The organism is Serratia sp. JKS296, assembly GCF_900215445.1.
GTDB lineage: Bacteria > Pseudomonadota > Gammaproteobacteria > Enterobacterales > Enterobacteriaceae > Serratia > Serratia marcescens.
Genome location: NZ_OCMX01000001.1, coordinates 3357038 through 3379960 on the forward strand (window position 1 = coordinate 3357038; position 22923 = coordinate 3379960).

Below are 22923 nucleotides of genomic sequence, written 5' to 3' on the forward strand. Positions count from 1 at the left end.
TCCTTGTAGACGCTTATTCGTATTCCAACGTAAAAGTGGCCACCGCGCTGAAAGTGCCGCGGCCGATGGACTTCGTCTGGATAGCCTCCGGCTCCCCTTGCACATAGGCCTGCAGCGTAAGCGTGGTGTTGCCGGCATTCAGGCGGAATTTATCGCTGGCGCGATTGAGCGGCAGCGCCTTGCCGCTGCTATCCTCCAGCCCGATGCCGATCCCCGACGCCAGGCTGCCGGCATCCAACGCCAACAGGCCGGGCAGTTTGGCGTTCTCGGTGCCGGTAAACGTGATAGCCACCGTATTGCCCAGGCTGAGATCGCACTCGGTCAGGTGCAACGCGAAGGTTTGGCTGTGGGAGCGGGTGTTCAGATACAGGTATTTGTCGACGATGGTGCCGAAATCCAGCGGAATGTCCTCATCCCCTGGCTGAATGACGCACGGCTCGGCCACCAGCGTGCCGTGAAAGCGCATGTTTTCCGCCGCAGTCGCCGACTGCGCCATTATGCCGGCCGCCATGACCATGCCAGCCCCCAACAGCGCGCTCCGGCGCCGGTTCGTCTCTGTCGCGCGCATGACGCCACTCCCTTTGGTTGCGCTTGCGCCGACCGGGCGCAAGCGGCGTATTAGTCGTAGTAAAGCCGGAAATCGATCGCCGCACGGTAAGCGCCGGCGCTCAGCGTCGCCGGGGTGCGCACCGGCGTCACCGTGTACATCAGGGTGTTTTGTCCCGGCGTCAGCAATACCGGTTTGTTACGCGCGCCGAGGCGCACAGGCAGGCCGGTGGCATCTGCCAACTGCAACCCCAATCCGGTAACGCCGGCGACCCTGACCAACCCCGGCGCGTCGTCATCCGTCGGCGCGGCAAACGCCACGGACACCGCAGGCTGGCTGCCGCTCCAGGCCAGCACTCCGGTCCAGGCGTCGCGGTTGCTCGCCGGCGCCCGCAGACAGTCTTTCAGCGTCAGCTCGAACGCCACCGGCGTGCCGCGATCGCCCGGGCGCTGGAAGTGCGCCGTTCCCGTCTCACCCAACCACACTTCCTGACGTGCGGTGGTCATTTCCAGGCTGCAGGCGCTTTCCGTCAACGCGCCGTAGACGTGGAGCGTGCCGTTCGCGCCCTCCACGTCCCAATTGTCTACCGCGCGGGCCGGCGGCATCAGCATCAGCATCGCGCCCGCCGTCAGCGGCACCATCAGCGCGGCCAATACCGTCAGGCCGATAGTGCGTCGCTGATGACGCTCATAGGCCTTTCCCAACAGCATGGGGATCTTTCGTTGCATGATTCGTTCACTCCGCTGTGTTCACTCTGTCTTTCCTGCCTGCGCGCGGCTCGTCATTTGGCGGCCGGCACGGCCTGGCAGGCATTGCCGGCGCAGCGGAAGTTCAACTGCGGCCGCCCGCCGTAATCGTTGATGTACGCCAGCGACGGCGCGTTGCCGAGGCTCGCGGCGGAGACGTTCAGCGGGGCATTGGCCTTCGGCGCCACCATCAACGGTTCAAAGCCCGCCGCCCCTTTCCCGCCCTTGCCGGCGCTCGCCTCAACGATCGTCACGTAATACGGGGTCGGGTTGTTCACCACGTACTTGTCACCCTGCCGGGTCAGGGTCAGCTGCTCCTGCCACGGCGCCGCATTCTTCTTCGGGGCGAGCGCCGCCGGGCGATAAAACATTTTGATGCGCGTCTGCAACGCTATCTGCAGCGTATTCGGCTTGTTGCTGCGCGGCGGGATTTCACGCAGGTTGAAGTAATACAGCGTCTCCCTGTCCTGCGGCAGCTGACGCGCGGCCGGCAGCGACTGGATCTTCACCTGGCTCGGTTTGCCCGGCTCCACCCGCTGCACCGGCGGCAACACGGTGAAAGGGCTTTGGATTTTGTTGCCGCGATCGTCTTCGATCCACCCCTGCGCCAGATACGGCAACTGTTTGTTCTGGTTACTGATGTTGAGACTGACCGTTTTCAGGTCGCCGTCGAAAATCACGCGCGTGCGATCCAGCGCGATAGCCGCATGAGCGGGCAGGCCGACCGCGCCGAGCGTCAATGCGGCGGCGAGCGGGCCCACAAGGGAAACGGTCTTTCTGGTCATAGTCAGATTCATCATGTCTTCACGGTTCCAGTCGGCCGAAGGCGGGCAATCCCGCTCCGGCTGTTTAGCGGCGGAGCGCACTCCGCCGGGTATAAGTCAGTTGGCGTCAGCCGCCGGCTTGTTGCCGGCAAGAGGACGGCAAGGCAGCAGCAGCGTGTTCATCAGCATTTCGGCCGGCAACGGCGCCGGCAGCTGGATTTCACACTGCGCCGCGCCGTTCCAATGCACGCTCATGCGCTCGCCGGGGTTGAGGCCAGACAGGTAAACGCTGCCGCCGTCATTGATGATGCCGGTCTCCTGTTTACGGGCATTCAACACCGTGGCGCCGAATGGAGGCTCGCTGCCGTCCGCCAGTTTGACGATCGCCATCGCCTTCTCGCCGGCAATCACCTCAAACTTGCGGTAGCCGATGGCTCCCTCGGTCAACGTGGCCTGCACCACGGAACGCGTCGCCTCGACGTTGTCGCTCAGGCTGTTGAGATCAATGCTGGCCTTATTGCGGTAGTAGCTGTTTACATCCGCCACCACCGCTTTGCCGTAACGGTTGGTCAGCACCGTACTGCCGTAGCCGCGTACCGGCACGCCGGCGACGCCTTCGGTATCGAGCAGCAAGCGTGTGCCGCCCGGCGTATTGACACGGTGCAGCACCGCCCCTTCCGCCGCCATCGTCAGGCCGCCCTGCGCGCCGATGCCGACGGCGCTATAGCGGCCGGCCTGGTAGCTGGCGTTGGCGTTGATCTGCGCCATATCGCCCTGATGGCTGTAATAGCCGCTGGCCGTCGCCCCGCTGCGTGCGGCGCCGGCGCTGATCTGATAGTTGTTGTGTTCATCGACCCGGTTGTAGTAACCGACCCGGTGGGCGTTCTCTTCGCGATCGAGCGTCATGTTGTAACTGAGCGTGCCCGCGCTGCCCCAGGGCAGCGACAGCGACAGATACATCCCGTCGTCATTGCGTTCGTTATAGCGGTTGCGGTAGGCCGACAGCGACACGCTGACGCTCTTGAAATCGCCGATATCGAAGTAGCGCGATACCATCAGGTTGTAACGATCGTTCGGCGCCCGATCCCAGTAGGTTTGGTGGCTGTAGTTGAGATAGGTGCTCAACCCCAGATCGCGGAACTGTTTGTTGAAGGTGATGGTGTACATTTCCTTGCTCTTGCCGCTGCGTCCTCCTTCGTAACGCGCATCGAGGTAGTCCCCCATGCTCATGAAGTCCTCCTGGGAGAAGCGGTAGCCGGCGAAGGTGATCTGGCTGTCGTACTGGTCGAAGTTCTTCGAATAGCTCAACCGGTACGAACCGCCGGTCAGAGCGCCCTCCTGCGGCAAGCGCGCACGCGACTGCGTGGCATCGAATGACAACGCCCCCAGCGCCATCAGATCGCGCCCGATCCCCAGCGACAGCGCGTTGTAATCGCCGCCGGCGATGCCCCCGCCGTACAGCGACCAGCCGTTGCTGATGCCCCAGGAGAACTCACCGGTGCCGAACATCGGCCCGCGCAGGTGATGCCCCCATTCCGACGGCTTGCCCGTCGCCAGCTTGTAACGCACCGTACCCGGTCGCGTCAGATAAGGGATGTTGGCGGTGTTCATCTTGAACTCCTGCACGCTGCCGTCTTGCTCTTCGACGCGTACGTCCAGCTCGCCGGAAACCGCGTCGTTGATGTCCTGAATGCGGAATGGCCCCGCCGCCACCTGCGTCTCATACAGCACGCGCCCCTGTTGGCTGACCACCACCTTGGCGTTGGTTTTCGCCACGCCCGTCACTTCCGGCGCATAGCCGCGCAGGTTGGGCGGCAGCATGCTGTCGTCGGATCGCAGACTGACGCCGGTAAAACGCAGGCTGTCGAAAATGTCGGAGTTCAGATAATCCTCCCCCATCGTCAGCCGCGAGCGCAGCGCCGGAATAGCCCGATAGGCGTAATAGCGGCTCCAGTCGAACTGTTTGTCGGTCGACTGAGAAGAACCGGTCTGATGGTTGAGATTAGCCTGCCAATCGGCGCGTAGACGCCAGGCGCCCAGATTGGCGCCGCCGGTGCCGTTGCCGCTCAGGCTGTAACTGCTGCCGCCTTTCTGATGTTTTTGCGTTTGAGCATTGACGTTATAGTCAAACAGCAACCCGGGAATACCGTCATCCCAGCGCGAAGGCGGGTCCCAGTTTTCCGAGCTGTATTCCAGATAGGCCTGAGGAATATTGAGGTACAGCGAGGAGCTGGCAAGATCGCCGCGGGCTTCCATCCCAGCCAGGCTGGAGGCCTCAAGGCAACGGCCGCCGTGCGTCCAGTTCAGCGTGCTCAACAGTTTTTCTTTCAGCCCCAGTTGGTTGACCAACTCCGGCGAAAGACAGGCTTCGCTGCCTTTAGGATCGTTCTCGGGCGCCATAAACGTCACCGGCTGTTCCGGCAGGTCGTTCTTATTGACGTGCACCACCATGGTATAAACGCCCGGCATGATGTAGCCGCTGCGCGTAAACTGGCTCAGATCGATATTTTTACGATCGTTGATGTCCAAGACGTCAGTATTGAATTGAATAACGTCGGCGGCATAAACCAACGCGATCGGATTTCCCAGAGAAAGGGCGACACAGAGCCCCAAGGCCTGAAGACGAAATAACTTCCCTGCCGGTGAAAGCATAATAAAGTCCTTTCAATAACGAATTAACCGTCAGTACGAGAAAAAATCAAAAATAATCCAGCTTAAAACGCACTGTGGAAAAATACGCTCCCACCTTCAACGGCTGGTGATTCGGCATTAACGTCATGGAATAATTCAGCACTCGGCTCCCCGGTATTATTCCCTCCATCGGCAATGGCTCCCCTGGAATAACCGGCCTGCCGCGGCTGTCTTTTATCTTCAATGCGATGCCGCGCGCATCGCCCTGTACGCCAAACAAAACGCCTTCCGCCAAACCGTCAAACGTGACCTGAAAGAATTTCCAATCAGGCTTGTTTTCCGGACGTTCCAAAATGCAATTAACCAATTCAATACTGAAAGGTTTAGTCATCCCCTGGCCGTCACGAATGATCTGTCCGATAGGAAGCGTGTCCATATCGATAGTCTGATCGCGGCTGCCGGCGGCAATGGCGCAGGCAGTGTCGATAATGGCGCCGTGCATACTGACTTTGCCCCACCCCTGTGCGGCGGAAATTGCACTGTCGGGCGCAAACGCCAACGACGCCAAAAGAACGGCACCCGCTCGATTCCTTGAAAAAAACATCGCGACATTCCTTTGACACAGAGAGTCACCAGGCATGCGGCGTACCCCATGCCTGGTTGATTAAGCCTGCTGTCTCACTTACTGATAAGCCAGAGTGAAGTCGGCTACGGCGGTGAAATCGCCCGGAACGATGGCTGCGGAAGCGCCTTCACCCTGCAGGTAAGCGGCGAAGTTCAGGCTGTTGTTGCCAGTATTCAGCGTCTGTGCCGCAGTCGCCTGACCCAGTTTGATCGGCTGGCCGCCATAAGTGATTGCTACGCCGGCGCCGCTGGCGGTCCCCGCGATACCCAACAGATCCTTGTTGGTTGACGATGCAATGCCGCTGAAGGTGGTTTTAACGGTTTTCAGCGTAGTGGTATCACACTGCTCCAGCTTGATTTCAAACGGACGCGGGTTGGATTTGCCGCCGTTTTTCAACGCCACGTTAGAAACCTGGCCCAGATCTACGGTCTGATCGATAGACTCGGGTGCAATAGAGCATGGCGCATCAATAATAGAACCCGTGAAGGTCACTTTACCGTGTCCCTGATCGGCTGCCTGTGCAAAAGAACTTGCGCCAAATGCAATCACTGCAGCCATCATGATTTTGTTAAGTTTCATAGAACCTATATTCCTTATAAGAAAAAATGCATATTCCAATCAAGAAAAAGAGCAACAGGAAATCTGCTCGCGCTTATATATGCGCAGCCCTGATTCTTTAGCATCTTGCTGGTTGGTTAACTGCCAAAACCCAAAAACACCGACAATAAACACGTCGATAACGGCAAGTCTGCAGCGGCCTGCCCATTAATGAACTCGTCATATAAAAATAAACGAAATCACAACAAGCAGAGACCAATACTTTCTAACCCGCCCTTCTTGTCTGGCGATGAATATTCTGGCAAATGCCCACCAGCAAAAAAAGTCTTTTTTTGATCAAGACGAACATTCGCAATTTATTTCCTAATTAAAGTTAATTTAGTGTTATTTTTAGGCTCATAGATCGTAAAAAATACTTTTATAGTGCAATATCCTGTTTTTCTCTGTTTCACAATTAATCAGATCGCAAAGCAGCTCTTTGTGAATATAATAAACCAAAACTTTAGGTTTCTGCGTGACACTCCCTCAGCCTGCAAACAGGTAAGAACGGAGTGGGAACCCCCTTTTTTTCAATCCTGATAAATAGATAGGATTTTTCTTGATTCGCGATTTACCTCGTTATTGGTAGGCAGTGAAACTTTGTTTTTTCTTAGGAATACAGCAATCGAAATACAGAGGAAGTGCTATGGAAGCGTTATCTCCAAAACAAAAGGAAATACGGCAATTGCAGCACGATCTGCTGCAAACATTATTCGCGCAGTCGCCCCGTCAATGTCCCGACACCGGACTGCCACCTCAGCATCTGTGGTTGTCTACCCGGCAACTGGCCAACGCCGTCAACGTCGGTGTTTACCGCGCCCGGCTACTGCTGTTGGAGCTCGTCGCCAAACAAGAAGTGCTCGTAACGGACGGCTCCATCAACAACTCGTTGAGGTGGTACCCCACTGCCCTACTGCCAGCTGGCAACAAGGAAATACCAGGAATAGATGCGCCTTATTCTCGTTTAACGGAATAACGCCGGCACAGTCAGCCTAATTAGCCCTATTTCATGGCGGCACCTAACCAAATGACACTATATAATCGGGATATTATTGTGAGAAAAACAACCATCCTATTTTTACAACACTGCCTGGCATTATCTTTCTTCGTACTCATTGGTAACGCCAATGCATTTACCTGTAAAACCTCCGACGGCGGGAGCATTGGTCAGGGTGGTTCAATGACGCCGGTCGACGTCAGGGTAAAGATAGGCCCTGAATTGTCCATCGGGAAAAATGAAATCGTCAACGTCAGTCAGGTGACCTGTAAAAACGACGTCGCCAGCTGGAAAGATATTTTACTCACCGGCAGCCCGGCGTTGTCGATGAACACCGCCATTTTCGGTACGCTTGCCAACGGCATGACAATCAACGGCACCGACTACTTATCCCCGATCCAATCAGGTATCCAGGTGATGACGATTACCGGCCTAAACAGTGCCAGCATTTCCATCAGGGTTTACATCGTGCTCAACCGTTCGCCGACGCAGGATATCAAGGTGAACAAGGGCGACGTCATCGGCCAAATCAACTTTGAACAAAAAAATGACCAGTCAGGTTGCCCAAAGTGTGGGCCTTACCGGTGGCGCCTGATCGCCGACAACGACGCCTACTTCGTCACCACCAGTTGCACTATCAACAACGGCCAGCAGATTAACGTCGACTTTGGGCAGATCCGTCAGGACTTCCTCACGCAGAGCGCCAGCGACGCCCAACTCAAACAGGACAAGGCGCTCAGCTACCGGTGTGACGATCAGAGCGCGACACAAGACATTTTGGTTCGCATGGTCAGCGATGCCAGCGGCTTCTCCAGCGATTTCATCAAGACCTCCAATCCTAATGTCGGCGTAGCCATGGTGCACAATGGCGCGGTGGTGAAACCCAACAATACGTTCAGAACGCGCATCGTCAACGGGCTGGGCAACGACACCGTCACCTTTGTGCCAGTGAAGAACAATGTGCCTTACACCAGTATCGCCACCGGTCCGATGTCAGGCTCGGCCACGCTGATCTTCAGCGCACCTTGAGACGGGAACCCAAATGAACATGATGAGGAAAACGCGCTGCGCTCTGCTGTTTACGCTGGGTGTGATCAGCGCCGCCCCCCAGGCCGCCGACCAGGGCACCAAGGTCAGTATCACCGCCACCGTGGTGGCGCCTCCGCCTTGCGTGATCAACGACGGGCGCACCATCGATATCGACTTCGGCAAGGTCGGCATCAAACGTATCGACGGTAATCGCTATATGCAACGCATCGATTACAGCATCAAGTGTGAGTTTCTGGATAACAGCCGCCAGTTGAAAATGAAGATCATGGGCAGCGCGGCGGCCTTTGACAGCAGCGTGTTGAACAGCAGCGTCAATGGGCTGGGCATCAAACTGCTGGCCAACGGCAAGGCTTTCGCCATCAATACGCCGCTGAACATCGACTATACCAATCTGCCGACGCTTGATGCGGTGCCGGTGAAAAACAGCGCCGTCACCCTGGCGGAAGGTGACTTTTCCAGCGGAGCCACCATGCTGGTGGACTATTTCTGAAACGCCATGGATGCTGAAAATGAAAAAGCCGCAACGGAAGGTTGCGGCTTTTTCAGGAACCGCACGCGACGATGCGGCAGCGGTGTCAGGGCATTCAGCCGAAGATCCCGCCGAACCACTGGCTCAGCTTCATCATCACCATATCCCAGATGCGGCTGAAGAAGTTGCCCTCTTTCACCTCTTGCATCGCCACCAGCGGGTGCTGCTCGATGGTCTTGCCGTCCAGCTGGAAATCGATGGTGCCGACCACCTGGTTTTTCGCCAGCGGTGCCTCCAGCGTCGGTTGAGTCAGCTTGTAGCTGGCCTTCAGGTTTTTCATCTGCCCTTTCGGAATGGTGACCGAAGCGTCTTTCGCCACGCCGAGCGGCACTTCGCTGACGTCGCCGAACCACACTTTCTGGGTGACGAACGGCTTATCGGCCTTGATCGGCGTCGCGGTTTCATAGAAGCGGAAGCCCCAGGTCAGCAGCTTTTCGCTCTCGCTAAAGCGCACGCGATCGCTCGGCGCGCCTAAAACTACCGAGATCAGACGCATCGGGCCGTCGGTGGCGGACGCCACCAGGTTGTGGCCGGCGCCGCTGGTGTAACCGGTCTTGATGCCGTCGACGTTCAGGTTGCTGCTCCACAGCAGACGGTTGCGGTTAATCTGGCGGATCTTGTTAAAGGTGAACTCTTTCTCTTTATGCAGCGCGTATTCGTCCGGCACGTCGCGGATCAGCGCCTGACTCAACAGCGCCATGTCGCGCGCGGTGCTGTACTGCCCTTCCGCATCCAGACCATGCACCGTCAGGAAGTGGGTATTCTGCAGCCCCAGAGATTTGGCGTAGTTGTTCATCAGGCCGACGAACGAATCCTGGCTGCCCGCCACGTAGTCCGCCAGCGCGATGCTGGCGTCGTTGCCAGACTGGATCACGATGCCTTTATTCAGTTCCAGCACCGGCACCTGATCGCCGGGCTTGATAAACATCAGCGAAGAACCGCGCAGCGCCGGGTTACCCGGCGCCCAGGCATCTTTGCCGACGGTGACCATGTCTTCCGGCTTGATCTTGCCGGCCTTGATCGCCTGGCCGATCACGTAGCTGGACATGATCTTGGTCAGGCTGGCGGGATCGAGACGGGTGTCGGCATTGCCTTCGGTCAGCACCTTGCCGCTGTTGTAGTCCATCAGAATGAAGGCCTTGGCGTCTACCTGCGGCGGCGCCGGCGGCTCAGCCGCGTGCACGGCCGGGGCGGCCAGCAACAGGATGCCTACGCTGAAGGTCAGTTTTTTCAGGGAAGTGGATAAGTTTTTTTTCATCATGACGTCGCCAGAGTGTCCATTCAAAACCATTGAAATAGCGTTAACTTTCAAACATGTTCACGTTTTAAGCCAACCAGCGAGAGTGGCCCGGTGCGCGCGTGCCGGCCGCAACCCCTTGCGGCGCCCGTAGCGGGTAACACAACGCACCGAAAATGCCCTTGCTGTGAGTTTATGTGATTTATCTTATTTTTGCAGGGTTTAGCGTGAATTTTCAGCATTTTTACATAACTGTACGCAGCCCCCCGCTTATCGTTCAAAAAAGCATCGCGACGCGCATTTTTGCATCCGCCCACGGCTACACGGCCAAGCATCCGCACCGCTAAACATCTGCGCATCCATACGTCTAAAAAAGATTAATATATTCCATAATGGCATATAGAACCGTTATTTGTTCTTTTTAAAGCGCTTATCCTCAGCGCTATCATCCGCACAAAGACTTTTATACCGAATAATCCTGGAGATGAGTCATGGCAATCCCCCATTCCGTCATCGAGATGATTGGCAATACCCCGATGCTGGAACTGACCCAGTTCGATACCGGCCCATGCCGGCTGTTCGTCAAGCTGGAGAATCAGAATCCCGGCGGTTCGATCAAAGACCGCGTGGCGCTGTCGATGATCGAACAGGCCGAGCGCGACGGCAAACTGCAGCCGGGCGGCACCATCATCGAAGCCACCGCCGGCAATACCGGCCTGGGGTTGGCGCTGGTGGCGGCGCTGAAAGGCTATAAGCTGCTGCTGGTGGTGCCAGACAAGATGAGCCGCGAGAAGATCTTCCACCTGCGCGCGCTGGGCGTGGAAGTGCTGCTGACCCGCTCGGACGTCGGCAAAGGGCATCCGGCTTACTATCAGGATTACGCCAAACGTCTGGCCGGGGAGATCCCCGGCGCCTTTTATATCGATCAGTTCAACAATCCGGCCAATCCGGCGGCCCATACCACCACCACCGCGCCCGAACTGTGGCGGCAAATGGAGCATGACGTGGACGCCATCGTGGTCGGCGTCGGCTCCGGCGGCACGCTGGGCGGGCTGAGCCACTATTTCGCCGAGGTTTCGCCGCAGACGGAATTCGTGCTGGCCGACCCTGCGGGTTCAATACTGGCGGACTATCTCGACAACGGCCACATCGGCGAAGCGGGCAGTTGGCTGGTGGAAGGCATCGGCGAAGACTTCGTCCCGCCGCTCAGCGACTTTGACCAGGTCCGCAATGCTTACCGCATCGGCGACGCCGAAGCCTTCACCACCGCGCGCGAGCTGCTGCGCAAGGAAGGCGTGCTGGCGGGCTCCTCCACCGGCACCCTGCTGGCCGCCGCCCTGCGTTATTGCCGCGCGCAAACCGAACCCAAGCGGGTGGTGACCTTCGTCTGCGACAGCGGCAACAAATACCTGTCTAAAATGTATAACGACCACTGGATGCTGGAACAGGGTCTGCTGAGCAAACCGCAGCACGGCGATCTGCGCGATCTGATCGCCTACCGCCACGACGAAGGCGCCGCCGTTTCCGCCGCGCCGGACGATACGTTGGCGATCGTGCACGCCCGCATGCGGCTGTACGACATCTCTCAGCTGCCGGTGCTGGAAGGCGATCGGGTGGTCGGTCTGATCGATGAGTGGGATCTGCTGAACGCCGTCCAGGCCGACGCCACCCACTTCAGCCTGACGGCCGGCAGCGCGATGACCAAACAGGTTCATACGCTGCAAAAGGAAGCCGGCTACGAGGAATTACAGGCCACCTTCAACCATGGCCACGTCGCGGTGGTGCTCGACGGCGAGCGCTTCCTCGGCCTGATTACCCGCACAGACGTGCTTAACGCCTGGCGCCAAAAATTACGTTAATAAGGACCCATTATGGCCAAGTTTGATACGTTGACCGTTCACGCCGGTTACACCCCGGACGCGACCGGCGCAGTGATGCCGGCGATTTACGCCACCTCCACCTACGCCCAACCGGCGCCGGGCGAACATACCGGCTATGAATATTCCCGCAGCGCCAACCCGACGCGCACCGCGCTGGAAAGCGCCATCGCCGAACTGGAAGGCGGCAGCCGCGGTTACGCCTTCGCCTCCGGCCTGGCGGCCTGCTCCACGGTGCTGGAACTGCTCGATAAAGACAGCCACCTGATCGCGGTGGACGACCTGTACGGCGGCACCTATCGCCTGCTGGAAAAAGTGCGCAGCCGCACCGCCGGCCTGCGCGTCACCTACGTGGCGCCGGCGGATCTCGCCCGATTGGAACAGGCGATCGAACCGGATACCAAAATGATCTGGGTGGAAACCCCGACCAACCCCTTGCTGAAACTGGCGGATCTGAGCGCCATCGCCGCGATCGCTAAAAAGCATCAGCTTATCAGCGTGGCGGACAATACCTTCGCCTCGCCGTATCTGCAGCGTCCGCTGGATCTGGGCTTTGACGTGGTGGTGCACTCCGCCACCAAATACCTCAACGGCCACTCCGACGTGGTGGCCGGCGTCGCGGCGGTGGGGGATAACCCGGCGCTGGCGGAACAGCTCGGTTTCCTGCAAAACGCCGTCGGCGGCATTCTCGATCCGTTCAGCAGCTTCCTGACGCTGCGCGGCATTCGCACTCTGGCCCTGCGCATGCAGCGCCACAGCGACAGCGCGCTGCGCATCGCCCAGTGGCTGGAGAGCCAGCCGCAGGTGGAAAACGTCTACTACCCCGGCCTGCCGAGCCATCCGCAGCATGCGCTGGCGGCACGCCAGATGACGCGCTTCGGCGGCATGATCTCGGTACGGTTGAAAGGCGACGACGCCTATGCGCGCCGGGTCATCCAGCGTTCGCGCCTGTTCACCCTGGCGGAAAGCCTGGGCGGCGTGGAAAGCCTGATCAGCCAGCCGTTCAGCATGACGCACGCCTCCATTCCGCTGGAACAGCGCCTGGCAACCGGCATCACGCCGCAGCTGGTGCGCCTGTCGGTGGGGATAGAGGATGTGGAAGATCTGATCGCCGATCTGCAGCAGGCGCTGGCGGAATAATCGCCGCATCAGCGCACGATCAGCCCGGCCGGCGCGCCGGGCTTTTTTACGCCCGTCGTTCAGACGTCGATGACGTCCTGATAAAAACGGTGCGCCACATCGGGATGGGAGCGGATGCGGCCTTTCAGGTAGTTATACCCCACGTCGCGCAGCAACGGGTTGAGCGGATCGCTGGCCGGGCCGCGCGCCTGCGCCGCCAACTGCGGCGGCAATTGATACAGCGGTACCACCGCATCCAGCCGTGCGCCGAGGAAGAACGCGATCGACAGCCTGTCGCACCCCGCCGGCGGCGTTTCCACCCGGTGCACCGTGGCGCGCAGATAGCCGTTGGTCGCCAGTTCCAGCAGCTCGCCGATGTTCACCACGAAAGTGTCTTCACGCGGTTGGGCGTCGATCCACCGCCCTTCACTCACCTCCACCTGCAGCCCTTTTTGCGCGTCCTGCAGCAGGAAGCTGAGAAACCCGGAGTCCTTGTGCGCGCCGACACCCTGTGCGCTGCCGGTGGCGTCCCGCCCCGGATAGCGGATCAGTTTGATGTGCTCGTTGGGTTTCTCGCCGTACAAGCGATCGAACGCCTGCTCCGGCAGCGACAGCGCCAAAGCGAAAGCGCGCAGCAGCCGCAGCGACATGGCGGTCATCGCCTGTTGCCACTCCAGCAGCAGCGGTTTCAGCGCCGGCAGCGCCGCCGGCCACTGATTTGGCCCCTGCAGACGCGCCCAGCGCGGCGTGTCATCAGCCAGCGTCAGCGCCGGGCGTTCGGCGCCGATATCGAACTGTTCGCGCCAGTCAGGCTGCCCGCGCGTGAGCTCCGCCGCCGCCCGGTTGTAACCGCGAAAGTGCGGCGAATGCACCATCTGCACCGCCAGCTTGTCGGCTTCCGGCAGGGCGAAAAATTGCCGCGCGGCGTGCTGCAGTCGCGCATTCAACGCGCCGTCCACGCCGTGCCCGCGCAGAAAGAAAAAACCGACGTCGCGGGCCGCCGCGCGCAAATCGTCGAGAAAGGCGCGCCGCTGGCGCGCATCGCCGTCAAGCTGCGAAAGATCCAGCAGCGGCAACGTCTTCAACGTCGTCAGGTGCGTCATCATGCGGTTCCTCTTCTTCCCCGATCACGATCGGGCTGCCGTACAGGCGAATAATCAACATTGTCACTCCCTGGCGGGTAGCTGCATTTGCCCCATAGTTACCATCGCGCTCGCCGGGACGGCCAATATTGTTGCGTTCTAAGTTATGCAAACGTTCAACAAACTGTCGCAAAACCGTCATCAATGTTTCTTATGCTCTGCGCAATTTCGCCGACGCCGCTGGCTGGCGACGTGCGCTATCCGCTATCCTGTAAACGACCTCATACCCTGCCTGCCGGAGAAATACTGATGGATTTAGCCTTATTCGACCTGGATGAAACCCTGATTGACGATGACAGCGCCAGCCTGTGGATCCGCTGGCTGGTCGGCCAGGGCTTCGCGCCGGCGGAGCTGGAACTGCAGGAGCAGCAGCTGATGCAGCTCTATTATCAGGGCAAGCTGTCGATGGAGGACTACATGCAGGCCACGCTGGCGCCGCTGACCGGCCTGAGCGTGCAAACCGTGGCCGGCTGGGTGCAACGCTACATCCGGCGCGACATCCTGCCGCGCGTCTATCCCGCCGCCCGTGAACGCCTGCAGTGGCACCGCGAACGCGGCGACTGCATCCTGGTGATCTCCGCCACCGGCGAACACCTGGTGGCGCCGATCGCCGAACAGCTCGGCGCCGACGATGCGCTGGCGATCGGCGTGGAAATCAGCGACGGCCGCTTCACCGGCCACACCTACGGCACCATGACCTACCAACAGGGCAAGGTGATCCGCCTGCAACACTGGCTGGCGCAGCATCCGCACCTGAAGTTCGAGCACAGCCATGGCTACAGCGACTCCCTCAACGACAAGGCGATGCTGCAATTCGTCGACAGCGCCACGGTGATCAACCCCGACAGCGAGTTGAGCGCGCTGGCGGCGGAGCGCGGCTGGGAAGTGTGCCGCTGGGAGCGTTGATCGGCAGACAAAAAATGCCCTGCGGTGTGACAAAAAGCGCATTGTGGCGTAGGTATTAAGGGTCTTTAATCCGCTAACGGAGTTATCCCATGCTGACCATTTGGGGTCGTGAGAATTCGAACAACGTCAGGAAGGTGCTGTGGTGCGCCGCCGAACTGGGGCTGAGCTATACCCACATCAACGCCGGCGGCGCGTTCGGCAAGGTCAACGAAGAGAGTTACCGTGCGTTGAACCCGAACGGCCTGGTGCCGCTGCTGCAGGACGATGACTTCGTGCTGTGGGAGTCCAACACCATCGTGCGCTACCTGGCGGCGAAATTCGGCGACGCGGCGTTCTATCCGCAAGATCTGCAGGCGCGCGCCGCCGCCGAGAAATGGATGGACTGGACCACCTCGACCATCGTTCCGGCCTTCACCATCGTCTTTTGGGGCCTGATCCGCACCGCGCCGGAGCAACGCGACATGGCGAAAATCGAAGCGGCGATCGCCACGCTGGAAAAACACTTCGACGTCATTGAACAGACGCTGGCGCACCAGCCTTACCTCTCCGGCGACGCATTCGGCTTCGGCGATATCCCGCTCGGCAGCTTCGCCTACGGCTGGTTCGAGATGCCGATCGCCCGCCGCCCGCGACCGAACATGGAGCGCTGGTATCAGCAGCTGCGCGCTCGCCCGGCCTATCAGCGCGGCGTGATGAGCGAGCTCACCTGACGCGTTCGGGGCGTTACGACGCCCCGACCTTCAGCAGCTTGCCGTCCCGTTCGTCCGTCAGCAGATACAAATAGCCATCCGGCCCGCTGCGCACCTCGCGGATGCGTTCGCCGCGATCGCCCAGCAGCCGCTCTTCCGCCACCACTTTGTCACCCTCCAGCGTCAGGCGAATCAGTGCCTTTTGCGCCAGCGCGCCGATGAACAGCGAGTGACGCCAGGCGGGGAAACGCTGCCCGTCATAGAACGCCATGCCGCTGAGGCCGGGCGAGACTCGCCAATAGTGCAGCGGTTGTTCGGTGCCGGGCACCCGTTCTCCTTTGGCCTCCGGGATCGGCTGGCCGGAATAGTTGATGCCGTAGGTGGCCAGCGGCCAGCCGTAGTTTTTACCCGGCAGCGGGATATTGAGCTCATCGCCGCCGCGCGGGCCGTGCTCGTGTTCCCAGATCGCGCCGCTCCACGGGTTCAACGCCAGCCCTTGCGGATTGCGGTGGCCGTAAGACCAGACCTCCGGGCGTTTACCTGCCTGGCCGACCCAGGGATTATCCGGTGGTATCGCGCCCTCGGCGGTCAGCCGCACCAGCTTGCCCTGCAGCTTGTCGGTCTCCTGCGCCGTCGGCCGCTGGTTGTTTTCGCCCAGCGCGATAAACAGGTAGCCCTGCCGATCGAACGCCAGCTTGCCGCCAAAGTGATTGCCGACCGACAGCTTGGGCTGCTGACGGAAGATCACCTTAAAGTTTTCCAGCCGCGCGCCGTCGTCACTCAGGCGGCCATAGCCGACCGCCGTGCCGGCTTTGCCGCCCTCGCCCGATTCGGCGAAGCTCAGGTACACCCGGCGGCTGGCGGCGAAGTCGGGCGCCGGCAACACCTCCAGCAGGCCGCCCTGTCCTTCGGCGTAGACCTGCGGCACGCCGGCGATCGGCGGCGACAGGCCTTTGCCTTGCTGCCACAGCCGCAGCCGGCCGGGCCGTTCGGTGATAAGCAGGCCTTGTTCCGCCGGCAAAAAGGCCAGCGACCACGGGTGTTCCAGGCCGTCCTGCAATTGGCTGACCGTCGGCGCAGCGTGCAGCAGGCCGCTGCACAGCAGCAAACCGGCCAGCAGAGTCAATCGGGGCATGGCGTCCTCCTGAAGATGAAATGACCCGTTTAGTGTAGTCCAGCCCATCGGAATGGGTGTTTACATTACATTTCAACGGGTTGCCTTTTAGCCGCAGTGTGCTTAAGTTAATCCATAACCCAGGAGGAAAAATGGACATTACCGTTACCGACGCGATTGACGAACATACCCTCGATGCGATCAGGCAAGGCCTGCGCGCTTACAACCTGCCGCATATCGACGCCAGCCACCGCAAGCCGCTCAGCGTCTATGCGCGCGACGAAGCCGGCACGGTGATCGGCGGCCTGACCGCCGAAACCTGGGGCAACTGGCTGAGCGTCGAGTGGCTGTGGGTGGCGGATACCCAGCGCGGCAGCGGCCTCGGCGGCCGGCTGATGCGCGCCGCCGAGCACGAGGCGCAGGCGCGCGGCTGCCGCTACGCCCGTCTCGACACCTTCAGCTTCCAGGCGCGGCCGTTCTACGAAAAGCTCGGCTATCAGCTGCAAATGACGCTGAAAGAGTATCCGGTGGAACACGAGTGCTATTTTCTTACCAAAACCCTGACTGATTGATGGATGGACAGATGGACAGCAAAAGCATGGTGGTGAACTGTGTGGCGTACAAAGCCGGCCAACGGCTGGGCGAAGTGACCATCGACGATATCAGCGAGGTGGTCAAACAGCCGGACACCTTCGTCTGGCTGGGGTTGCGGCAGCCGGAGCCGGCGTTTATGCGCAAGGTGCAGGAGGAGTTCGGACTGCACGATTTGGCGATCGAAGACGCGCTGTGCGCGCACCAGCGGCCGAAGCTGGAGACCTACGGCGACTCGCTGTTCATCGTGGTGAAAACCGCGCAGTGGGGCGAGCACGACGAAATCGAATACGGCGAAACCCACTTCTTCGTCGGCAAAAACTTTCTGGTGACGGTGCGCCACGGCGCCTCGCCCAGTTACGCGCCGATCCGCGCCAAAGCGGAAGAGAACCACAAGCAGATGTGCCGCGGGCCGGGCTTCGCCCTCTATTCGGTGTTGGACTTCGTGGTGGATAACTACCGCAGCGTGGTGACGCGCTTCGAGAGCACCATCGAGAACATCGAAGCCAACATGTTCCAGTCGGAGTTCGATCAGGCGGCGATCGAGAACGTCTATACCCTGCGCCGCCACCTGCTGGCGCTGCGCAACGCCGCGCTGCCGATGGATGAAATCTGCAACCAGCTGATTCGCCTGCACGAAGAGGTGATCCCGAAAGAGCTGCGCGCCTACGTGCGCGACGTGCAGGATCACGCGCATCAGGTGGTCAGCAACATCGACGACATGCGCGAAATGCTGACCAACGCCATGCACGTCAATCTGGCGCTGGTGACGGTCAAACAAAACGAAGTGGTGAAACGGCTGGCGGGTTGGGGGGCGATTTTGGCTATCCCGACGGTGATCTTCAGCCTGTACGGCATGAACTTCGCCGACATGCCGGAGTTGAAATTCCCGTGGGCCTATCACGCCACGCTGGGGGCGACCGCCGTCGGCTGTATTTTCCTGTATCAGAAGCTGAAGAAGTCAGGCTGGCTGTAAGCGCCAAAACGGCGGATTTTCCCGCCGGAGAAACGATCGGCGGGGCAGCCGGATCCGCCGACCGCCCCGCCGCTTCAATACAGCATCGGCCGCCGATCGCGATGCACATGATTGTGGCGGCCGATGTGTTTGTCATCGGCCGCGCCGATATCCATCGATGCCAGCACCATGCCTTCGCCTGTCAGGCTCTGCGTCAACGGATAGCCATCGGCGTCGACGATCACCGATCCGCCGATCCACGCAACGCCGCGTTCCGTTTCGCAACGATCGCACACCGCGATGAACAGCCGATTGACGGCGGCGTTGGCCTGCGCCTTCACCATCTCCGCCGGCCGTTCGCCCTGCGGGCGCGGCGCCAGCGGCCAGTTGACCGGTGCGCACAGCAGCTGAGCGCCGGCCAGCGCCGGCAGCCGCACCCATTCGGGGAATTCAAGATCGTAGCAGATCATCACCGCCAACCGGCCAAAGCGCGTCTCGACGACCGGCGGCGGCCGATCGCCGGGGGTAAAGATCGTGCTCTCCTCATGCCACAGGTGGGCCTTGCGGTAAATCGCCCTCACGCCCTGCGCATCGATCAACGCCGCGCTGTTGGCCACCCCGCCATCGGGCAGCCGCTCGCAGAAACCGGCGACGATCGCCACATCCAACTCGCGCGCCAGGGTCCCCCACAGGCTGAGGCTAGGCCCGTCCTCGGCTTCGGCCAACGCCAGCGCCTCCGCCTTATCGCGCAGCACGTAGCCGCTGTTCACCAACTCCGGCAACACGATGACGTTGGCGCCGCGCTGCGCCGCCCGGCGGATAGCCTGGGCGGACAGCGCCCGATTGTGATCCGCTTCCCCTACCCGCAACGCTAACTGGCAGCATGCGACGCTGATTTTTTCCTTCACTCCTGTTCTCCTTCCAATAACCCCTCGCAGCGCAACACCACCCGCCGTTCGGCTTCGAGATCGAGCTTCCGGCACATTACGACATAAACGCTCCCGGCCACCAGCAGGCCGATCAGAAAAGCGATATCCGCGCCGCCCAGTAAAACAGCAAAGGGACCGGTGTAAAAGCCCAACGTCATGAACGGCACCATCGCCAGCAGGCCGATCGCGTAGGCCGTCAGACCGGAGCCGCCCCAGCGGCCGTAGATCCCCGCCGGGTTGAAGATTTCACCAATCGCGTAATGCCCGCCGCGCACCACGTAAAAGTCCATCAGGTTCACCGCCGTCCAGGGCACCAGGAAATACAGCATCAGCAGCACGAAGGTATTGAAGCTGGCGAGATAGCTCGTCGGGATGGCCAACGCCACCGCAAACACCGTCAGAGCGACGACGCCAATGCCGGTCATGCGTAATTTCAACGTCGGCGTCACTTTACGGAACGCGTCAATCGCGCTGAGGCTGGTCAGCATCGCGCCATAACAGTTGACCGCCATGATACCAACCAGCGAGGGCACGGCGATCAACACGGCCAACGTGCCAAACCCAGGATAGACGGCATTCCCCACCGCCTGTACGCTGCCGATCGCATCGGGGGCCGGTAAGGCTGAAGCCAGAAACGCCCCCAGCGACATCAGCCAAAGCGCCGATCCGGCCGCCCCCAGATAAGTCCAAAAGATCACGTTGGCAGACGGCGTTTCATGCGGCAAATAGCGCGAATAGTCGGAGACGTACACCGCGTAGCTGATTTGATAGCCGGCGGCGGCCGACAGCTGAATCAAAAAGGCCGCCCACGAGAAATTCCCGGCGCCGACAACGGCGTCCATCCGCAGCGACAACACGGCGCCGACCGTCAGCACACCGAACACCGCCATCATCACATAGGTCAGCCAGCGCTGCACCGCATGCAGCATATCGTGGCCGACGATCGCCAACAGCACGGCCACCGCGATCAGCAACGCATACCAAGGCAGACGGTGCCCCGGCAACACCGTGTTGATCGCATCGGTCGCGAGAATAACGTTGAACACGTTGAAACCGATGTAAACAAACACCACGGCGGCAAAGGGAACGATGGCGCCACGCAGGCCGAATTGGGCCCGCGACTGGATCATCTGTGGCAGCCCCATGCGCGGCCCCTGATTGGCATGACACGCCATGAAGAACGTGCCGAACCCCACGCCGACGGCAAGGGCCAGCATCGAATAAAGCGCGCCCAACCCCAACGCCGGACCGGTGAAACCGACCACCATCGTCGTCAAAACGAAATTACCGGTGAACCAAAACGGCGCCTGATGCCAAACCTTGCCATGCCGCTCGTGACGGGGCACATAGTCTATCGAGCGCACTTCAATTTTTGGGCGTGGCGCCACATTGCGATTGTTCATGTCCCACCTCGTCTTTTCAACGCTCGGTTTGCGGCTGCAGCTGCGCTGCCGGGCGGCTCAGCAGGCTGCCCAGCACGAAGGCGACGCCGCCGCCCAGCAGACCGCCGTAGATCGGGCTGTTGGCGTCGATGCCGTGCCAGATCATTAGCCCCACCACGCACAGACTGCCGGTCAGCATGCTGGCGATGGCCCCGGCGCTGGTGGCGCGCGGCCAGAAGATCGCCCCCACCAACGGGATCAGCATGCCGCCCACCAACAGGTTGTAAGCCAGCGTTAGCGCCGCCAACACGTCGCGCACCACAAACGCCAGCCCCAGCATGACCGCGCCCATGAAAAGCGTGGTGAAGCGCCCGGCGGCCAGCCCGCCGGAAGGTTTACGGCGGATGGCCGGCAGCACGTCCTCCAGCGCGATGGTCGAAGACGCCAACAGGCAGGCGCTGGCGGTGGACATCAGCGCCGCCAAGGCCGCGGCGGCCACCAGCCCGCTGACGCCAACCGGCAACACCGCTTGCGCGATGGCGGCGAAGGCGCCGTCGGTGTTGTTGAGCGACGGCAGCACGATCTTGCCGGCCATGCCGATCAGCGCGCCGGTCACGCCGTACAGCACGCAATAGACGCCCGCCCCCAGCCCGGCGAAGCGCGCCACATTGGCGCTACGGGCGGTGAACACCCGCTGCCAGATGTCCTGGCCGATCAGAATGCCGAAGAAGTAAATCAGGAAGAACACCAGAATGGTGTCCAGCCCGATCGACGACAGTTGGTAGTAACCGGCGGGCAGCAGGCTGGTGAACGCCTCCCAGCCGCCGGCCTTGACGATGCTCATCGGCATCAGCACCAGCATCATGCCGACGGTCATGATGATGAACTGAATGATGTCGGTCAGCGTCAGCGACCACATGCCGCCCAGCGTCGAATACACCACTACCAGCCCGCCGCCGAGCAGGATGGATGCGCTGAACGACAGGCCGAACATCACCTGCATCACGCTGCCGATGGCGATGATCGAGGTCACCGCCACCATCAGGTCATACGCCAGCATGATCGCGCCGCTGGTGACCCGCGCCGCCGGGTGATAGCGCCGCGACAGCACCTGGCTGACGGTATACAGCTTCAGTTTGAGCAGCGGTTTGGCCAGCACCAGACTCAGCACCACAATGCCCAGCCCGAGCGCGCCGCACAGCCAGACGCCGGAGATGCCGTAGGTGTAGCCGAGCTTGACACTGCCGATGGTCGACGCGCCGCCGAGCACCACCGCCGACAGCGTGCCCAGATACAGCCCCGGCCCCAGGTTGCGCCCGGCCACCAGATACGCCTCTTTGGAGTTGGCGCGGCGAATGCCCATCCACCCCACCGCGCCTATCACCAGAAAGTAAAACACCACGACCAGCAGATCGAGATTCATGGGTACCTCCACTCCGTAGTTATTGTTATCAGGGGCCCCGACGCAACCGCTCCGCCGGTAGAGTCAGTGCGCCGGCCTCAACGGGCCGGCAGCACGCACAACATTTCAAACAACAGGTTGGCGGCCAGCAGCGCGGTGTTGCCGGAGCGATCGTAAGGTGGCGACACTTCCACCACGTCGCCGCCGACCAGGTTCAACCCACGGCAGCCGCGCACGATCTCCAGACCTTGCCAAACCGACAGCCCGCCGACCTCCGGCGTGCCGGTGCCCGGCGCGAAGGCCGGATCCAGCCCGTCGATATCGAAACTGAGATAAACCGGCGCTTCGCCCATCTGCTCGCGGATCTCCGCCATCAGCGGCGTCAGCGACCGGTGCCAGCAGGCCTCGGCCGGCACCACACGAAAGCCCTGGCGGCGTGACCAGTCGAAGTCGTCCGCCGCATAGCCACTGCCGCGCAGGCCAATCTGCACCACCTTTTCCGGCGCCAGCAGCCCCTCCTCGAACGCGCGGCGGAAAGTGGTGCCGTGCGCCAGTTGTTCGCCGAACATCTCCTCGTTGGTATCGGAATGCGCATCGACGTGGATCAGCCCGACCGGGCCATGACGACGGGCGACGGCGCGCAGCACCGGCAGCGTCAGGGTGTGATCGCCGCCGAGCGTCAACGGCGTGCAGCCGTGCGCCAGGATCTCGTGGTAAGCCGCCTCGATGCGCTGCACGCTGTCCGCCAGGCTGTAGGGGTTGATGGCGACATCCCCCAGATCGGCCACCTGCAGCCGTTCGAACGGCGCAGAGCCGGTGCCCATGTTGTAGGGGCGGATCATCACCGATTCCTGGCGGATCTGGCGCGGGCCATAGCGAGTGCCGCTGCGGTTGGAGGTGCCGATATCGAGCGGAACGCCGACGAAGGCGGCGTCCAGACCGCGCGCCTGTTCGGCCGCGGGCAGGCGCATCATGGTGGGGAGGCCGGCAAAGCGCGGCATATCGTTACCGCTTTGGGGTTGGTTCAGCATGGCGTTTCCTTGTCTTTATCTGCGATGAATTGAAACATTTGAGCAACATTCGCAGGCTACCCC

General features: G+C 60.8%; 23 protein-coding genes. 9 read left to right on the plus strand and 14 right to left on the minus strand.

The window, feature by feature from the left end:
- Nucleotides 1-13: 13 nt before the first annotated feature.
- The 6 genes from CRO23_RS16075 to CRO23_RS16100 all read right to left on the minus strand — a co-directional run bounded on the left by CRO23_RS16075 (nucleotide 14) and on the right by CRO23_RS16100 (nucleotide 5892).
- Nucleotides 14-568 carry a fimbrial protein gene (locus CRO23_RS16075; RefSeq protein WP_028127969.1) on the minus strand — a complete coding sequence of 185 codons (555 nt, stop codon included), beginning with the start codon at nucleotides 566-568 and terminating at the stop codon, nucleotides 14-16.
- A gap of 50 nt (nucleotides 569-618) precedes the next feature.
- Nucleotides 619-1257, minus strand: coding sequence for a fimbrial protein (locus CRO23_RS16080; RefSeq protein ID WP_033640839.1), 639 nt, complete (start codon nucleotides 1255-1257; stop codon nucleotides 619-621).
- 71 nt (nucleotides 1258-1328) lie between these two features.
- Nucleotides 1329-2093, minus strand: a complete 765-nt coding sequence (locus CRO23_RS16085; protein WP_079451001.1) for a fimbria/pilus periplasmic chaperone — start codon at nucleotides 2091-2093, stop codon at nucleotides 1329-1331.
- 81 nt (nucleotides 2094-2174) lie between these two features.
- Complete coding sequence (locus tag CRO23_RS16090; protein ID WP_097102463.1) at nucleotides 2175-4709, minus strand: outer membrane usher protein; 2535 nt, start codon at nucleotides 4707-4709, stop codon at nucleotides 2175-2177.
- Between the two features lie 46 nt (nucleotides 4710-4755).
- Nucleotides 4756-5292 (minus strand): fimbrial protein, encoded by a 537-nt coding sequence (locus tag CRO23_RS16095; protein ID WP_097102465.1) that lies wholly within the window; start codon nucleotides 5290-5292, stop codon nucleotides 4756-4758.
- Between the two features lie 78 nt (nucleotides 5293-5370).
- Complete coding sequence (locus CRO23_RS16100; RefSeq protein WP_004938731.1) at nucleotides 5371-5892, minus strand: fimbrial protein; 522 nt, start codon at nucleotides 5890-5892, stop codon at nucleotides 5371-5373.
- A gap of 664 nt (nucleotides 5893-6556) precedes the next feature.
- On the opposite strand from CRO23_RS16100, the gene CRO23_RS16105 reads away from it, so the two are divergent.
- The 3 genes from CRO23_RS16105 to CRO23_RS16115 all read left to right on the plus strand — a co-directional run bounded on the left by CRO23_RS16105 (nucleotide 6557) and on the right by CRO23_RS16115 (nucleotide 8447).
- Nucleotides 6557-6886: a hypothetical protein gene (locus CRO23_RS16105; RefSeq protein WP_016928383.1), complete on the plus strand. Its 330-nt coding sequence runs from the start codon at nucleotides 6557-6559 to the stop codon at nucleotides 6884-6886.
- Between the two features lie 78 nt (nucleotides 6887-6964).
- Nucleotides 6965-7936 (plus strand): fimbrial protein, encoded by a 972-nt coding sequence (locus tag CRO23_RS16110; RefSeq protein ID WP_228009661.1) that lies wholly within the window; start codon nucleotides 6965-6967, stop codon nucleotides 7934-7936.
- Between the two features lie 19 nt (nucleotides 7937-7955).
- On the plus strand, nucleotides 7956-8447 hold the full coding sequence (locus CRO23_RS16115) for a fimbrial protein (protein WP_227944624.1): 492 nt from the start codon (nucleotides 7956-7958) through the stop codon (nucleotides 8445-8447).
- A gap of 94 nt (nucleotides 8448-8541) precedes the next feature.
- Here CRO23_RS16115 and CRO23_RS16120 read toward each other — a convergent pair whose 3' ends face one another.
- Nucleotides 8542-9747 (minus strand): serine hydrolase, encoded by a 1206-nt coding sequence (locus CRO23_RS16120; RefSeq protein WP_015377270.1) that lies wholly within the window; start codon nucleotides 9745-9747, stop codon nucleotides 8542-8544.
- A gap of 467 nt (nucleotides 9748-10214) precedes the next feature.
- Between CRO23_RS16120 and CRO23_RS16125 the strand changes: the two genes are divergently transcribed.
- Both CRO23_RS16125 and CRO23_RS16130 read left to right on the plus strand, forming a co-directional pair.
- Nucleotides 10215-11582, plus strand: coding sequence for a pyridoxal-phosphate dependent enzyme (locus CRO23_RS16125; RefSeq protein WP_033640842.1), 1368 nt, complete (start codon nucleotides 10215-10217; stop codon nucleotides 11580-11582).
- 12 nt (nucleotides 11583-11594) lie between these two features.
- Nucleotides 11595-12740 (plus strand): trans-sulfuration enzyme family protein, encoded by a 1146-nt coding sequence (locus CRO23_RS16130; protein WP_016928387.1) that lies wholly within the window; start codon nucleotides 11595-11597, stop codon nucleotides 12738-12740.
- Nucleotides 12741-12799: 59 nt separating this feature from the next.
- Here CRO23_RS16130 and CRO23_RS16135 read toward each other — a convergent pair whose 3' ends face one another.
- A complete protein-coding gene (locus tag CRO23_RS16135; RefSeq protein WP_097102467.1) occupies nucleotides 12800-13822 on the minus strand; it encodes an isopenicillin N synthase family dioxygenase in 1023 nt (340 codons plus the stop codon).
- On the minus strand, nucleotides 13767-14003 hold the full coding sequence (locus CRO23_RS24785) for a hypothetical protein (protein WP_102025903.1): 237 nt from the start codon (nucleotides 14001-14003) through the stop codon (nucleotides 13767-13769). The genes CRO23_RS16135 and CRO23_RS24785 overlap by 56 nt, the downstream gene beginning before the upstream one ends.
- 107 nt (nucleotides 14004-14110) lie before the next feature.
- Between CRO23_RS24785 and CRO23_RS16140 the strand changes: the two genes are divergently transcribed.
- A complete protein-coding gene (locus CRO23_RS16140) occupies nucleotides 14111-14767 on the plus strand; it encodes an HAD family hydrolase (protein ID WP_016928389.1) in 657 nt (218 codons plus the stop codon).
- An 89-nt stretch (nucleotides 14768-14856) separates the two neighbouring features.
- Nucleotides 14857-15477, plus strand: coding sequence for a glutathione S-transferase family protein (locus CRO23_RS16145; protein WP_033640845.1), 621 nt, complete (start codon nucleotides 14857-14859; stop codon nucleotides 15475-15477).
- 13 nt (nucleotides 15478-15490) lie between these two features.
- On the opposite strand, the gene CRO23_RS16150 is transcribed toward CRO23_RS16145, so the two are convergent.
- The gene (locus tag CRO23_RS16150; protein ID WP_016928391.1) at nucleotides 15491-16591 is read right to left on the minus strand and encodes a PQQ-dependent sugar dehydrogenase; all 1101 of its coding nucleotides are present in this window, start codon (nucleotides 16589-16591) and stop codon (nucleotides 15491-15493) included.
- A 131-nt stretch (nucleotides 16592-16722) separates the two neighbouring features.
- Between CRO23_RS16150 and CRO23_RS16155 the strand changes: the two genes are divergently transcribed.
- Entirely contained in the window at nucleotides 16723-17142 is a 420-nt protein-coding gene (locus CRO23_RS16155; RefSeq protein ID WP_016928392.1) for a GNAT family N-acetyltransferase, read from the plus strand.
- A gap of 11 nt (nucleotides 17143-17153) precedes the next feature.
- Nucleotides 17154-18137 carry a magnesium and cobalt transport protein CorA gene (locus CRO23_RS16160; RefSeq protein WP_015377262.1) on the plus strand — a complete coding sequence of 328 codons (984 nt, stop codon included), beginning with the start codon at nucleotides 17154-17156 and terminating at the stop codon, nucleotides 18135-18137.
- 74 nt (nucleotides 18138-18211) lie between these two features.
- Here CRO23_RS16160 and CRO23_RS16165 read toward each other — a convergent pair whose 3' ends face one another.
- The 4 genes from CRO23_RS16165 to speB all read right to left on the minus strand — a co-directional run bounded on the left by CRO23_RS16165 (nucleotide 18212) and on the right by speB (nucleotide 22860).
- Nucleotides 18212-19024, minus strand: a complete 813-nt coding sequence (locus CRO23_RS16165) for a nitrilase-related carbon-nitrogen hydrolase (protein ID WP_016928394.1) — start codon at nucleotides 19022-19024, stop codon at nucleotides 18212-18214.
- A complete protein-coding gene (locus CRO23_RS16170; protein ID WP_079450996.1) occupies nucleotides 19021-20448 on the minus strand; it encodes a purine-cytosine permease family protein in 1428 nt (475 codons plus the stop codon). The genes CRO23_RS16165 and CRO23_RS16170 overlap by 4 nt, the downstream gene beginning before the upstream one ends.
- A 16-nt stretch (nucleotides 20449-20464) precedes the next feature.
- Nucleotides 20465-21850 (minus strand): sodium:solute symporter, encoded by a 1386-nt coding sequence (locus CRO23_RS16175; RefSeq protein ID WP_079450995.1) that lies wholly within the window; start codon nucleotides 21848-21850, stop codon nucleotides 20465-20467.
- A gap of 77 nt (nucleotides 21851-21927) precedes the next feature.
- Nucleotides 21928-22860, minus strand: a complete 933-nt coding sequence (gene speB, locus CRO23_RS16180) for an agmatinase (protein WP_049299809.1) — start codon at nucleotides 22858-22860, stop codon at nucleotides 21928-21930.
- Nucleotides 22861-22923 lie beyond the last annotated feature (63 nt).